This is a genomic window from Halalkalibacterium ligniniphilum (assembly GCF_000334155.1).
In the GTDB taxonomy this organism is placed as follows: Bacteria; Bacillota; Bacilli; order Bacillales; family Bacillaceae_D; genus Halalkalibacterium; species Halalkalibacterium ligniniphilum.
In genome coordinates, this window is the sequence record NZ_ANNK01000143.1 from 1 (window position 1) to 13587 (window position 13587).

Annotated in this window: 15 protein-coding genes and 1 pseudogene; 4 read left to right on the forward strand and 12 right to left on the reverse strand. The window is 39.3% G+C overall.

Annotated features, from left to right (window positions below):
* From tnpA to BLT_RS0117350, 3 genes are all read right to left on the reverse strand, one after another.
* Window positions 1-168 (reverse strand): IS200/IS605 family transposase (gene tnpA / locus BLT_RS22270; protein ID WP_017729009.1); only part of this gene is annotated, 168 nt, incomplete at its 3' end.
* A 329-nt stretch (window positions 169-497) separates the two neighbouring features.
* The gene (locus tag BLT_RS0117345) at window positions 498-1139 is read right to left on the reverse strand and encodes a histidine phosphatase family protein (protein ID WP_017729010.1); all 642 of its coding nucleotides are present in this window, start codon (window positions 1137-1139) and stop codon (window positions 498-500) included.
* A 9-nt stretch (window positions 1140-1148) separates the two neighbouring features.
* On the reverse strand, window positions 1149-1337 hold the full coding sequence (locus BLT_RS0117350; protein WP_017729011.1) for an SE1561 family protein: 189 nt from the start codon (window positions 1335-1337) through the stop codon (window positions 1149-1151).
* A 349-nt stretch (window positions 1338-1686) separates the two neighbouring features.
* On the opposite strand from BLT_RS0117350, the gene yfkAB reads away from it, so the two are divergent.
* Window positions 1687-2877 carry a radical SAM/CxCxxxxC motif protein YfkAB gene (gene yfkAB / locus BLT_RS0117355; protein ID WP_017729012.1) on the forward strand — a complete coding sequence of 397 codons (1191 nt, stop codon included), beginning with the start codon at window positions 1687-1689 and terminating at the stop codon, window positions 2875-2877.
* 199 nt (window positions 2878-3076) lie between these two features.
* Here yfkAB and BLT_RS0117360 read toward each other — a convergent pair whose 3' ends face one another.
* Entirely contained in the window at window positions 3077-3880 is an 804-nt protein-coding gene (locus tag BLT_RS0117360) for a YfkD famly protein (protein ID WP_017729013.1), read from the reverse strand.
* 130 nt (window positions 3881-4010) lie between these two features.
* Between BLT_RS0117360 and proC the strand changes: the two genes are divergently transcribed.
* A complete protein-coding gene (gene proC, locus BLT_RS0117365) occupies window positions 4011-4817 on the forward strand; it encodes a pyrroline-5-carboxylate reductase (RefSeq protein ID WP_017729014.1) in 807 nt (268 codons plus the stop codon).
* Window positions 4818-4995: 178 nt separating this feature from the next.
* On the opposite strand, the gene BLT_RS0117370 is transcribed toward proC, so the two are convergent.
* The 7 genes and pseudogenes from BLT_RS0117370 to BLT_RS24280 form a co-directional block, all read right to left on the reverse strand.
* Window positions 4996-5607, reverse strand: a complete 612-nt coding sequence (locus BLT_RS0117370; protein ID WP_017729015.1) for a YczE/YyaS/YitT family protein — start codon at window positions 5605-5607, stop codon at window positions 4996-4998.
* Window positions 5608-5652: 45 nt separating this feature from the next.
* A complete protein-coding gene (locus BLT_RS0117375) occupies window positions 5653-7020 on the reverse strand; it encodes an MATE family efflux transporter (RefSeq protein WP_017729016.1) in 1368 nt (455 codons plus the stop codon).
* A gap of 136 nt (window positions 7021-7156) precedes the next feature.
* On the reverse strand, window positions 7157-7537 hold the full coding sequence (locus BLT_RS0117380; RefSeq protein WP_017729017.1) for an OsmC family protein: 381 nt from the start codon (window positions 7535-7537) through the stop codon (window positions 7157-7159).
* Window positions 7538-7779: 242 nt separating this feature from the next.
* Window positions 7780-8019: pseudogene (locus BLT_RS22275) on the reverse strand (transposase); the annotation flags it as partial.
* A gap of 409 nt (window positions 8020-8428) precedes the next feature.
* Window positions 8429-8812: a hypothetical protein gene (locus tag BLT_RS0117390; RefSeq protein ID WP_017729019.1), complete on the reverse strand. Its 384-nt coding sequence runs from the start codon at window positions 8810-8812 to the stop codon at window positions 8429-8431.
* Window positions 8813-8920: 108 nt separating this feature from the next.
* On the reverse strand, window positions 8921-9874 hold the full coding sequence (locus BLT_RS0117395) for an MBL fold metallo-hydrolase (protein ID WP_017729020.1): 954 nt from the start codon (window positions 9872-9874) through the stop codon (window positions 8921-8923).
* 85 nt (window positions 9875-9959) lie between these two features.
* A complete protein-coding gene (locus tag BLT_RS24280; protein ID WP_017729021.1) occupies window positions 9960-10106 on the reverse strand; it encodes a hypothetical protein in 147 nt (48 codons plus the stop codon).
* A 677-nt stretch (window positions 10107-10783) separates the two neighbouring features.
* On the opposite strand from BLT_RS24280, the gene BLT_RS23365 reads away from it, so the two are divergent.
* Entirely contained in the window at window positions 10784-10936 is a 153-nt protein-coding gene (locus BLT_RS23365) for an FbpB family small basic protein (RefSeq protein WP_017729022.1), read from the forward strand.
* 124 nt (window positions 10937-11060) lie between these two features.
* On the opposite strand, the gene BLT_RS22280 is transcribed toward BLT_RS23365, so the two are convergent.
* Entirely contained in the window at window positions 11061-12065 is a 1005-nt protein-coding gene (locus BLT_RS22280; protein ID WP_017729023.1) for an alpha/beta hydrolase, read from the reverse strand.
* Window positions 12066-12258: 193 nt separating this feature from the next.
* Here BLT_RS22280 and BLT_RS0117415 point away from each other — a divergent pair, with 193 nt between their 5' ends.
* Window positions 12259-13587 carry a cytochrome ubiquinol oxidase subunit I gene (locus BLT_RS0117415; RefSeq protein ID WP_017729024.1) on the forward strand — a complete coding sequence of 443 codons (1329 nt, stop codon included), beginning with the start codon at window positions 12259-12261 and terminating at the stop codon, window positions 13585-13587.

Below are 13587 nucleotides of genomic sequence, written 5' to 3' on the forward strand. Positions count from 1 at the left end.
ATGTGCTTCAATGATTTCGACATCTTTCATTTCACATAACCTTCTGAGAATAGCACCTATATCTTTTCTCAGTTTTCCATAAATGACTTTTCTTCTGTACTTTGGTATGAATACGATGTGATACTTACAATTCCATCTTGTGTGTGATAAACTATTGTCACTCGACATGAGTAGATCTCCTTTCGTTTTTTAGAAGTTGGTTTGACGGCCATCTTCTATTATAACGATTGGAGATTTTTTCTGTCACTTTACCACTCTAGAAGTTTTATTTTCACACGTGTAGAACACGTGGTTTTAAACCCATATAATAAAAAACTGCCTGCTCCTCAAACAGGAACAGGCAGTTCTACTCTTTTCAAGCATTTTTTCATTCCCTAATGGTGACCATGCTTCGACTTTCATTCCTTTTGGTTGACAGTAACCTCTCAATTTACCTTGATGCCAGTTCTCATAACTTGATGTATCCTCTTCTATTTAAGCCTTACCTTTTTAATTCATTACAACAGGCCCATTTGCTGTGAAGCTGGTGAATAGGTGTCTAAATGATTGTTCCGGTTAATGTAATGAATAAGCGGCTTACGCTCGTCATGCTTCCACTCAATTCGAGTGACACTTGTATTCTCAATTTGAAAAGGCCGATGAAAATTTGCCCAAGCTTCGCCAAGCATAATATACATGAGAAAAATGCTGATAAACCCACCATGAGACACAATCACAACATCCTCATTTTCATGAGCACGAAGCAGCTGCTCTACCACATAGTGGCATCGCTCAGTCAGTTGTTCAATTGTTTCAGCACCTTCAATTTCAGATGTTAAAATCGTTTTTGTTCGTACTTCAGGATACGTATTGTAAATCTCTTCCCTCGTCATTCCCTGAAAAGGACCTAAGTTGACTTCCCGAACCTTTTCCCACTTATGAACCGTACGTTCCTTCATTTCACCTAGGAAAAGAGCCGTTTCATATGCTCGTGACAAATCGCTGCTGTAAATATAATCAACAGGAATTTCTCGGAAATATTGGGCTAATTTTTTTCCTTGTTCCAATCCTAAAGGGGATAAAGGAAATTCCAGCCACCCTTGAATTTTTCCTAGTCGGTTTCCCATTGATTCTCCATGACGAATCAAATAAACATTCATATGCTCCCCCTACTCTGACCAGTCATATCGAAACTGCTTACATTTTGTTTCAATGTCATCAAGCAGCGTCAGCAAACGATCGATTTCCTCCACGCCTGCTTCATCAGGATCAATCGATTCAAGCATTGTTAATACACTGTTAAAACGGTTTTGCAAATATGTTAATTGATCTTTTTTATTATGATTGGCTCCACCCACTGCTGTCTCTCCTTTTAACCTCGCAAAATTAATACAAAAAGTGTAGCAAAAAACCATCATCCACTCAAGTAACCAGGTTTAATGATTATTATAAGAGTTTTAAAGTATTGAAAGAGTTTTTTCTTCCTTTGATTCTCATATCTCTATAACAAGCTAATACTCCCTACTAAAACAATAGGGGAGTGGTTCATATGCTACAGCGCTAACATCTTGCAGATCATATTTAGTAAGCTTTTGATAGGCTACAAGATTTATAACATTGCATGCTAAAAGGTCTTTTGCTTTCATTGACATTAGCTAAACCAACTGCTCATAATAATGAGGTAGTAAAAAGATAGGAGTAATTGACATGTATAAACAAGTAACCAAACCCAAAATCACAATTAAAAATGATGCTTGGGAGGCTTATCTAGATGTAGAGCAGTATGGTAAACCAACTCTATCAAGTATAGAATTTACTACCACTCATCTCTGTAATATGAGATGTAGACATTGTGCTGTAGGACATACCCTCACAACTAAAGACTCTAAAGCACTTCCTCTAGAGCTATTACTGCAAAGATTAGAGGAAATTCCTACCTTGAGGACAATAAGCATAACAGGAGGAGAGCCTATGCTGTCCTTAAAATCAGTAGAGAACTATGTTTTACCCTTATTGAAATATGCTCATAGCAGAGGCATCTATACTCAGATAAACTCTAATCTCACATTAGATCTAGACAGATATAAGCTCATAGCACCCTATTTAGATGTATTACATATCTCTCATAACTGGGTAACAGAGGATGAGTTTATCGATACTGGCTTTGCTATGATGGAAAGAAAGCCTACTAGAGAACAAAGAAAAGCATTGTTTGACAGGATGATAACTAACGCTAAGGCTTTATCTGATATGGGCGTTTTAGTATCTGCTGAGACAATGCTAAATAGCAGAACAGTACCTCACATAGAAAAGATTCATAAGCAGGTTGTTGAGGAGATGGGATGCAAAAGGCATGAAATTCACCCTATGTATGACAGTGGATATGTTAGTATGACAGCATCCTCCAAGATGCAAGATTCATTACATGCTATGGATCCAAGTGACTTCGCAAGTGGGCTTGAAGTCGCTAGCCTTGAGGAGATTCGCCAAGGTATTCATCGCCTTCTCGATTGTCGCCGTAAAGACGTTTGGATGCTTTTTGGTACATTGCCTTTCTACCCTTGTAGTCGTACGAAAGAGGATTTGCAGCTCCTTGAACGATTATATGCTGAACCGAATGTCACCGTTCGAAATGATCCTGATGGACGAACACGGTTAAATGTGAACATCTTTGATGGCAATATTATTGTCACTGATTTTGGAGATACACCACCACTTGGCAATATTCAATCGACGCGATTAACGGATGTCTTTGATTCTTGGCTTCAAACAGAGACGGCGAAATCATTAAACTGTCATTGCCCTGCTGTTCAATGCCTCGGACCAAACATCCTCGTAAAAAATACGTACTATCAAGACATAGATTTTTCTAAGCGTACAGCGAATCTTTCACTATAATCGATCACACAAAAGGAGAACAAGCAGTCAAAAGCTAAGGCTTGTTCTCCTTATTTTTCAATAAAAAAGGGCAGAGCTTTCGTTCAAAATCATAAGTCAAAGAATCCCTTACCCTCTCACTGATTTCATGTAAGCTTGCGCAGAATACCTGACGAACTTGCTTTTAATCTATTTGAGAAGCCACCACTTATAAGTTGTTTTACCTTGGTTGAGTTGTTGCGAGAAAGCCGAAGGATAAATGATCTTGAACTGGAATCCAAGCACCTACCCCTTGTTGCGTAATATTTTTTACTTCAAGCTTTGCTTTTCCTCCTTTAAATGTTAAGAACACTTCTCCATAGGTCACCTTCCCTTTTTCATTAGCTGCAGGAACATAACTGTATAAATAACCTAATTGTTTTGGCGCAACGTTATACGTTTGACTTTTTTTCGTCCCTTGTCCAATAACCGTTTCAAAAGATAATGGCAATCCTGTTTTTTCTGTTGCTTTCATCATCATCATTTTTTTCACTGTATCGCTTTTCGGGATCTCTGCGGTTAATCCCCCTGTTACTTTTTTTTGTTTTTCCTGGTTGTAGGTCAGCCGTTGAGGCGATTTTCCGCCACGATTGTCGATAAAATTGGTGTTGACCTTTTGATACTCCCAATTCACATTTGTTTCAGTCGATTCATAGGCAAGGGGCCATTCACCTAAATAGATCGACGCTCCAAAACCGACCACCAGCTTTGACTCGTTCATTGATGACTCGTTAAACATTCGGATCAAGTCAGGGTTTTCAATTTTTACATCAGTCGAATCAAGGAGTGCTTGTGCCAACTTGCTCGGTTGCAATTGCGGCAAATCTTGTGCTGGATTAGGATACGTATTTTCTTTTGAAATCAGTAAAACCGAGCCGGGAATTTTCGAGCTCTCTTTTGCATCTTTTTCGTTTCCTTCAGCTAATCCTTGAAGTGGCATTAGCACTATTAAGACTACAATACAACCTAGAAGTGCTTTTCTCATGCAAATTCCTCCTTAACTTTAAGAAGTGCTCCTGTTTTTCATATTGTTTTCATTCACGTAAAAAAATATCCATTTGTTTCGTTCGCCTTGCTCTTTAGGTAAAATAGGAAGGGAAGAAAGGAGCGAGCACATGGAAAAGATATCTATTTTATTTATAGGAGCAGGGCGGATGGCAGAAGCGATATTCGCTGGTATCATTCGGCATCAGCCTGAAACGTTTGACAAAATCATCATCTCAAATCAACAGGATAAAGAGCGGCTGGAAGCATTAAAACAAACCTACGGTGTGATCACAACCCATGATTGGACGTCAGCTGTTTCCCATGTGGATGTTATCTTATTAGCCTGTCCGCCAGGTGCTCATCATGATGTACTTAAAACATTAAATCCCCTTTTAACAGATCAGTTTGTCGTGACCGTTGCAGCCGGAATTGGTCCTTCGATTCTAGAAGCTTCCTTACCAAGTCACACTCCTGTCGCTTGGGTGATGCCAAACACAGCAGCTGTAATTGGGGAATCCATGACAATTTACACGTACGGCTCTCATGTTGAAGAGCATCATCGCCGAATACTTGAAACGATTTTAGCGACAATCGGTTCTTTCGAAGAGCTTACAGAAAAGCAGGTTCACCAGCTTACTGCTGTCACTGGAAGTGCGCCTGCATTTTTTTATCTTTTCGCTGAAGCACTTGAACAAGCAGCCCTTTCCTATGAACTCAAACCAGAACAAGCAAGAAAGCTTGTCATTCAAATGCTCGCAGGAAGTGCAAAAATGTTAACCAAATATCAAAACCCTGCGCTTCTAAGGGATCAAGTTACATCACCTGGAGGCTCTACAGCTGCAGGACTTGATTCACTGCGAAAGGATCAGCTAGAGAGAGCCATTCTAAATGCTGTTAACGCCTCAAACGCCCGTGCACAAGAATTAGCTAAATGAATCAATGTTCAGCAAAAACCTGCATGAGCGGCTCGCCTTCCCACTTAGATGGAAACGAGTACACCAAGTAACACTGAGCAACCTTTCAATCAAGGGGTGTGAGCGACATGCTTCTTGCTTGATCACCCTATAAGCTCCGTCCCCTTTTCCACAGAGAAAAACCGTCAATGACTGCTTGTCATGACGGTTTTTCTCTTCCTGTAAGCTTTTCGATTCTCGGGTAAAAGGTTTGAATGACTGGTCCCATTAAAAACGTGACAAGAATCGTTCCTACTCCAATCGGGCCACCTGCAAGAAAGGCCATTATTAATGCGATGACCTCTGCAACTGTTTTTGCTGTGCTTACCTTTACCTTTAACATTTCTTGAATAACAAGCATAAAGCGATCAATAGGGATAATAGCAAAATTCGCTTGAAGATAGGTAGCTATCCCCATACCCATACATACAATCCCAAAAACAAGAATCCCTAACTGTAAAAAAAGATTAGAAAGCTGAATATCCTTAAATACAATCAATAGCCAAAAATCAATTAAGTAGCCGAGAATAAGCACAGTTATAATCGAAACAACCTCAGGACGTCTTTTCCCTAACAGTGCATTTAAGCAAATAAGAAGTACTCCTATAAAAATGACCCAATTCCCCACTGTAAAAGGGGTACGGTTTGCTAATCCAATATTTAAAGCATCCCATGCCCCTGTCCCAAGATCAGCTACTATCGTCAGTGTAATTCCAAAAGATAAGAATAATAAACCAATGAAAAAGAACATTCCCCGTTTAAAATGACTCATAAAAAAAAGCTCCTATCCCTTTCCTTCTACTAAACCTTAGCCTTTTTACCCCGTTTTCGAGCCAGTCTGCTTCCCAATTTCTTCACTTATTATTCGCCAATTTCCGAGGAAATAATAACCTGTTGCCACAATACTACTGACGACAAAGCTTAACCCAATTCCTAAAGCAATTCCTTGCTCTCCTAGCCATTGTGAACAGAAATAAGCGAGCGGGAAGCGAAGCGCCCAGAAGGAAATAATATTTAAAGTTAAAACCTGGACCATTGCCCCTGCAGCGCGGACAATTCCATTTAGTACAAAATTTATGCCTAAAAACGGGTAAAAGAAAGCAATTGTCCGGACATACATCGTCCCAAACTCAATCGTCGCTGGATCTTGAACAAACAGACGGATGAAAAATTCTGCACCGATAAACATTACTGTACTAATCGTCAAAGAAACCCCAACAATTAAAAGTGTTGCTTGTTTAGCTGTTTCTGTTACACGCTCCCATAATCTCGCACCAATATTTTGGCCTGCAATGCTATTTACTGCGGATCCAAGTGTTAAAGCTGGAAGCATAATTAAGTTATCAAGCCTTTGAGCAGCCCCATACCCTGCAACTGCCTCCTCGCCGAAACTTGTGACAACGGTCATAATGGCCATCATTCCAGCAGAAATCGCCATCATTGACAATCCCGCAGGTAGCCCCATTTTAAAGAGAACAAGAAAATATTTTCGCTCTGGAAGATATGGAGCTTGAAAGGGAACGCCAACTTTTTTGATCGAATAGACAAGTCCATATAGAAAGGCCGCTCCTTGTGAAAGAACGGTCGCATAGGCCGCCCCTTCAACGCCCATGTTAAACCCTGCAATAAAGAGAGGATCGAGCAGCGCATTTAGGATAACTGCCATTAAAATAAAGCGAATCGGAGTTTTGCTATCTCCTAGAGCACGCAGGACCGTACCGATAAAATTGTAGCCAAACAGAAATAGAATCCCGATAAAATTAATTTGTAAATACGATTGAGCAACGGGTAGCATTTCCTCAGGTGTTCCCATAAAGCGTAAAATCGCCCCAGAAAAGAAAAAACCGACTAAACCAAGCAGAAGAGCAAGAGAGCCTAGCACAAACACAAATGCATTTAAGGACTCTTTTAATCCTGCTTCATCCTTCGCACCTCGCCGCTGGGACAAAACCGTCAAGGTAGCCCCATTTAAGCCGATAATAAAAGATAGCACTGTAAAAACAACGGTCGACGACAAGGCAACGGCACCGAGCGCATTTGCACCGAGTAAGTTTCCCACCCAAAGGCTATCAATGAATTGAAAGGACGTTTGCAATAAGTTACTTAAAAAAATCGGCCAAGAAAAAAGTATCATTTTTTTCGAGATGCTACCCTCAGTAAAATCAAGCTGCTGCTTCGTTTTCATTACGTTCACCTTTTTTCAGCATCTTTCATGAATTGGACAGTAAAGGATGTCCTTTTTTTAGTCGAAACAAAGAACACTTCTCACCCTTTGATAAGAAGTGTCTGCATTTTCTTCATTAAAATCAATGCTTATTCCCTTATACAAGCTCAAATGTCTCTGTAATGTGAATGCTGTCTTTGACTGATTGAACGATCGGACAGTTTTTCCGTGTAACCTCCAATGCCTTCTTCACCTTTTCTTCCGAAGCATCGGTCCCAGCAATCCGAAAGTGAAGATGGATATCTGTTACTTCATTCACGTTCGCTTCATTTCGTTTTACATCTGCTTCAATTTGAATATCAGAAAAAGAAATGCGCATTTTATTTAAAACTTTTCGTAACACGCCCCCACTGCAAACAGCTACAGATGATACGAGTAATTGAAACGGACGGAAACCATATGCCTCGTCTCCTGATACCTCTAATCGACCGAACGCCAAGTCCGTAACAAATCCATTCTCTTTCATTTGATAGTGCATTATGCTCTCTCCCTCTTCTTTTTTTCTATTTTACCACGTTTAGAGGGAAAGCATCTTTTTTGTGATTTGAAAAAATCATTTCTCCGCAAATATCTTTTTCCCCTTACAATGTGTAAGGAAACTTTTTTCGGAAACCGTAACAAATGAACAAAGAACTTTGTTGAAGGGAAAGAGTGTCATTAAAGACCCACTGAATGGGTTTCCCTTTTACACCACATCCACTCACCAATTCTAAAGAATTTTTATTTCTTTTCATTTTTCTGTCCTGTAAACGGGTCATGCTCTTCGAATAAGGTGAGCTGCTCCCCCATATAATTTTCTCTTAGCTGATTTCTAATGTATTCTTGTATCTTCTTTTTATTTCTTCCTACTGTATCAACATAGAATCCTCGACACCAAAGCTTCCGATTCCCATATCTGTACTTTAAATTTGCATGGCGTTCAAATATCATTAAGCTACTTTTTCCTTTTAAATAGCCCATCATAGCGAATGTCTTCGTTCCGTGATACTTGGACTTCAAATGAGTAACTACGTCGATAAACTTCTGTGTTAAAAAAATTATACTTTCTTAAATGTGGAACGTAAAAAGGAGGTAGTCAGCAATGTGACCACCTCCTTTTTGGTCCAACCCATTATCAAGTTTTTTTATTCAATGAACAATCTGGGGTCGTAACGAGCTTTGTCTTTTGGAGACACCTCATTTCATTCATGTTAAGAACACGCTTGAAATTCTACAGTTTCCTCCAATGTAATCACCTCATTCAAAGTGCTTACTACAAAAAACGTAACTTAACCTATTGTATCTTTGAACAACGACTTGATGTAAGATGGTGTCGGAGAGAACAACTTGATGCTGTCCTCGTTAGTTATCATGTCCCTTTTATCAAAACTTATACATCTTTTTTATTTAAATGTTTAAGTTCTTCTGTTGCTTGTTTTGTCGCTCGAATAATCTCCTCTGAGCTTTCTTTTAAATGAGAAGCCGTTTCTGTAATCGTTTTAACATCCTTGGTTATGTCTCGGACGACTTGAGAGACGTCTTTTGCAGCCATCTTAACTTGAGAGACAATTTCTTCGCGGTTTTCCCGTAAATAGGTAAGCATCTCTGCTGAAGTATTTTTTACTTCTTTTGTCCCTTGAATCAAGCTTTCTCGCCATTTCTTCTTACTGACAATAACAGCTAAAGTAACGGCACCGCCAATCCACAACCCTTTGCAAAGAACACGACATGATGAGGGCTGGGCCTCATACCGATTTTGCTTTACCTTCTCCATAACGTACCTCCCATTCGATGATTTCCTCTATATCTTAACAAGATTCGCATAGTGGTTAAAGAATGGAGAAGGAAAAAGTTAGACTAATTGAATGAATAGCCATTCAATTTACACTGTAAAAAAAGTTTTACTTCCGTGTTTTATGCTGCTGATCTCCTGCTTTTCCATTAAAAAATCAAGATGTCCAAATGTCTCTGAGAATGTTAGCTCTGGTTGTTTCTCATGCATGTCTGGAAAAAGCTGTTCACAAATTTGACTTGCGGTCATCTTTTTTCTTTCGATTATTTTCTTAATGACAGCAGCTCTTTTCTCATGGCCTTTTAAGCGCTCTTCCACAAGCTCATTCACATTTTCAATCACAGGTCCATGCCCTGGATACAATCGTTGAATGTTCATATCAGAAAGCTTCCGTAACGAATATCGATATTGGAGCAATGTTTTTGGTCGAGAAAAGCCGTTATAAGGTGCTTCCAATATGGCATTAGATGAGATTTTTGCGAGTAACACATCCCCACCAATCGCCGTTCCTGTCTCATGATGAACGAGCATAATATGACTTTGTGCGTGACCTGGAACTTCATACACAATCCAACCAGGTAATGATAAAATGCTGTCCCCGTCTCGTACTTCAAGATCGATGGAAGCTTTTTCAACATACTTCATATACACACGATTTGTCATTCTCACTTGCTCCATTTTTTTCAATGAAAGCCCATGCTCTTCATAAAATGAATGAAAAAATGAAACATACTGCTCAAAAAAAGCTTTTTCTTTCCCGAGCCATGGCTTTAAGTAGGGGTGTCCAATGAGACGGGCATGCTTTTGAAGACGGGCTGCTAACCCAACATGATCCGGATGGTGATGTGTGAGAATAACTTGATCGATGTTTTCTGGCTTATATCCTAGCTCCTTCAGTTGCTCCTCAAGACTTTGCCAAGCTTCTTCTGTTTTGGGACCCGCATCGACCAATGTGACGGTATCCGTAACGATTAAATAAGAATGGACAGGTCCAACGAGGAACGGTGTTGGCAGTGTTATTTGATGAATGATTGGAAGAATCAAGTATACCTACCCCTTTTACTTTATTTGATTCAATGAACGAGAAAAAAGATGCCTAACAACACCAGTTAAGCACCTCCAGCTATTATTAATTGTATGCTTCTGTTAGATAGTCATCTGTTTCTAAGCGGTCAAACCCATTATTGTCAGCTTTTTTTAATTCTTTGATTTCGATTTTAAGCCGCTCAAGTGTATTCTCCATATCTTCTAGCATTTTTCTCTCAGAAACGGTCATGAAACTCTCCTCCTAATTATCTGACTGAATAATTGAATGTTCTGACAATAATAGATGTAAAAATTTTTCTCTTACAAGCAAATCGATTGAACGCTTGTTCAGTTCGTTCTTACACCCTTTATCATAGCAATTTAGTAAAGTTAAAAACATTCTAACAATATAAAAGTCGTTTGTAAATCCTTTTTACATTTTGTATTCGCTTACATTTAAATTTTTTTTTAATGACATGCACATTTTTTGTTTGTGGATAATGTCGCCAATTTGTTCAAATTATGTTGATAATATGGATAAGGTTGTGTATATCCTCATTTTTCATTCGGTGAACATGTGGATAAAAGTTAGAGCTTGGCTATCTCCCTGTGAAGTTACCCCTCCTTCAACGTGCATATAATTTCGCAGAAAACCCATTTGTTGCTTCAGCCAAAGATACTCCATGTCATCATTAAGGGTTTCATGGCTTCAATCCGTCGGTTCCTGATTAGTTTTCTGTCAGCTGCTGTAACTTACCTCTGAATATTTCATTTTTTTATTCATTAATACAGAGATGACAATTCGACGCAAATCGACTTTATTGATAAATTCAAAACATTGTAACAAATAAGGAGGACTATAAATTATTTTTTGGGGTACAATATGTAATATAGAAAAAAATCTTAATAATAAAGGTTTGGTGCAAGATGAGAAAACAATTGTCATTTGAAGAACTTGTTCTTGAGAATAAAAGAAAAATTTTGAACGATCCAGAAGAAATGTCGAAACTTGAAGATCGTTTAGATGAACGTAAAGCAAAAGAGTTCGCCAAAAACGAAAAGAAATCTTCTGCTTCCTAAAGCATCTATTTAAAAGAGCTGACTGCTAATTAAGTCAGCTCTTTTTCTGTGGAAAAGCGGACGGAGCTTCAAGGGGCTGAAGCAACGAAGCCCTTCCGCTCACACCACTTCATTGAAAGATTGCTCAGCATTGTTTAACGAACTCGTTTTCATCCGTGCGTGAAAGCGAGCCGCTCATACAGGTTTCTGTTTGTAATCCCTTAATGATTTGTGAAAAAACAATCTCACGTATTCCTTGCCTTTCATTCCATAAATGATGTCTTCCCTCGTCAATCAATAGTAGGTCGCTATTGGGGAATTTTTTCTTTATCCACCTTAAATTTTCTTTCCAATGAACGGTTGTATCTTTTGTTCCTTGAAGAACTGTGATTCCTTTTGTCTTTTTCGCTTCCTTCATGTTCACTTCTTTTTTCCATTTGACTAAAGAGGAAAACCAATTTATTGGTAACGTATGATGCTGCAAGGGGTCCTCCTTCATTTTCTTTAAAAATATCGGGTCGGATGAATGTTTTCGATACACCCTTTTTATCTCAGAGCGAATCGGTTGTACAAGAGGAAAAACACGTTCTGCAAGCAAGCCAAAAGGAATTGTATAGAGAGGTGCTGTTAAGACAACTTGGTTCACACGAAGATGTCCTCGAAGTAAACCATCCATTGTCACCGCTGCTCCCGTGCTATGAGCTACAATGTGAAGCGCTTTAGGCCCGATTTTTTCTAACACTTGATTTGCTATTTTTTCGAGCACTTGCAGATACTCATGAAAGGAAGGGATGTTATAACGACTTCCACTTGAAAGTCCATGTCCTTGCCAATCAAAGGTAATGACTCGATATCCATTTTTCAAAAGATGATTGATCAACGCAACAGATGTGGCGCTATGATCCATGTAACCATGCAAAAGCAGAACCGTCTCATCATTTATTTTTATTTGATTTGGAGCATACATTTGCACGAAAATCTTTTCTTTTGCAACCTCTAGATAACCATAATGCCTCTCATTTCCATTTGAAGAAATTCCATAAAATTTGTCATAATTATGGATCCCTTCTGAGCTTGAAGGATGGTCCCATGAAAAAATCGGCTTCTCTTTTATCCACTGAGGTTGAACTTCTTGCATCGCTCTCTTCATTACTACCTCCATAAAAATTAAATGGGCTTATTTGAAGCAATAATTCTTTCGAACAGTCTCATAAGTAGGAGCCTTCTTTCTTTCCCTTTCATACTCTTATTTCTCAAAAAAATTTCCCCTGTATAGAATGATTATTTTTATCAAAAAGTAACCCTATGTTAAGAATTGTATCAATTGGAAAAGGAGTTATTTGATGGATAATGTTTTATTAGCACGAATGTTATTTGGTTCTTCCATGGCCTTTCACATTATTTTTGCAACACTGGGTGTCGGCATTACGATGATGATTTTACTTGCAGAAATCATGCGTATTCTCCGTAAAGATGACGATTATGGGCTGCTAGCTAAACGTTGGACAAAAGGTGTAGCGATCTTATTAGGTGTTGCCATCCCTTCAGGAACAATCGTCGGTGTCATGCTCTCCCTTTTGTGGCCTGGATTTATGGAAATCGTTGGCCAGGTGATTGCCCTTCCTTTTCAAATTGAAATTTTTGCTTTTTTCTTAGAGGCACTCTTTCTCTCGATTTATGTATATGCTGCCGACAGGCTTTCCCCCTTGATGCGTTTAGTGAGTGTTTTTTTTGTTGCACTTGGGGCAACCGCTTCCGCTGTTCTCATTACGGATGCCCATGCATGGATGAATACCCCCCGTGGATTTGACATCGTAAATGGGGAAATCGCAAACGTTCGACCATTGGAAGCGGTTTTTAATCCGAGCATTTTTGTAACTGCGCTACACGTTGTTGGCAGTGCTTATCTAACAGGTGCCTTTGTCCTTGCAGCAGTCGCAGCATTTAAGCTTTTCCGTGGTCAATTAAGTGAACGAGAAGCTTCCTACCATAAAAAAGGGATGATGCTTGCACTTACTGTCGGTCTCCTTATGTCTGTATTTACAGCGTACAATGGTCATGACACCGCGGTCATGCTTCATCATTACATGCCTGTAAAGCTTGCAGCTGCAGAAGGCTTGTTCGAAACTCAAGCAAATGCACCCCTTTCTATATTCGGGACCCCTGATCCAGAAGCAGGACGTGTGGTTGGTGGAATTGAATTACCAGGAATGCTTAGTTGGTTAGCGACAGGCTCAACCGATGGCGTGATTCAAGGCCTAAATGATTATCCTAGCGATCTCTGGCCCCCCCTATTTGTCCACACATTATTTAATATTATGGTAAGCATCGGCTTTTCGTTACTTGGATTAGCAGTGATTGCTTGGGCTTTTTGGTTTTTCAATAGAGGAAAGCTGTTCCCAAAATGGTTGCTTGCTGCGATTGTTGCAGCAGGTCCTCTAGCAGTCATTGGCATTGAAACAGGATGGATTTTCAGCTGTACAGCCCGTCAGCCTTGGACCATTAATGGTGTGCAATTGACATCTGAAGCAGCCACACAATCTGGGAACTTGGGTATGCTATTTGTCCTGTTTATCTCTCTCTACCTCATTTTACTTGTGATAACTGGACTTGTGATGCATTTTTACTTTCACCGAAATCCAGTTTCTAAAGAGTTGGTTTCAACATCATGA

Excerpts from the sequence above, each read along its gene's own strand:
- yfkAB (WP_017729012.1), top strand. The coding sequence starts at position 1,687 with ATGTATAAACAAGTAACCAAACCCAAAATCACAATTAAAAATGATGCT.
- BLT_RS22280 (WP_017729023.1), bottom strand. The coding sequence starts at position 12,065 with ATGAAGAGAGCGATGCAAGAAGTTCAACCTCAGTGGATAAAAGAGAAG.
- BLT_RS0117370 (WP_017729015.1), bottom strand. The coding sequence starts at position 5,607 with ATGAGTCATTTTAAACGGGGAATGTTCTTTTTCATTGGTTTATTATTC.
- BLT_RS0117360 (WP_017729013.1), bottom strand. The coding sequence starts at position 3,880 with ATGAGAAAAGCACTTCTAGGTTGTATTGTAGTCTTAATAGTGCTAATG.
- BLT_RS23365 (WP_017729022.1), top strand. The coding sequence starts at position 10,784 with ATGAGAAAACAATTGTCATTTGAAGAACTTGTTCTTGAGAATAAAAGA.
- BLT_RS0117375 (WP_017729016.1), bottom strand. The coding sequence starts at position 7,020 with ATGAAAACGAAGCAGCAGCTTGATTTTACTGAGGGTAGCATCTCGAAA.
- BLT_RS24280 (WP_017729021.1), bottom strand. The coding sequence starts at position 10,106 with ATGACCGTTTCTGAGAGAAAAATGCTAGAAGATATGGAGAATACACTT.
- BLT_RS0117345 (WP_017729010.1), bottom strand. The coding sequence starts at position 1,139 with ATGAATGTTTATTTGATTCGTCATGGAGAATCAATGGGAAACCGACTA.
- BLT_RS0117380 (WP_017729017.1), bottom strand. The coding sequence starts at position 7,537 with ATGCACTATCAAATGAAAGAGAATGGATTTGTTACGGACTTGGCGTTC.
- BLT_RS0117390 (WP_017729019.1), bottom strand. The coding sequence starts at position 8,812 with ATGGAGAAGGTAAAGCAAAATCGGTATGAGGCCCAGCCCTCATCATGT.
- BLT_RS0117415 (WP_017729024.1), top strand. The coding sequence starts at position 12,259 with ATGGATAATGTTTTATTAGCACGAATGTTATTTGGTTCTTCCATGGCC.
- proC (WP_017729014.1), top strand. The coding sequence starts at position 4,011 with ATGGAAAAGATATCTATTTTATTTATAGGAGCAGGGCGGATGGCAGAA.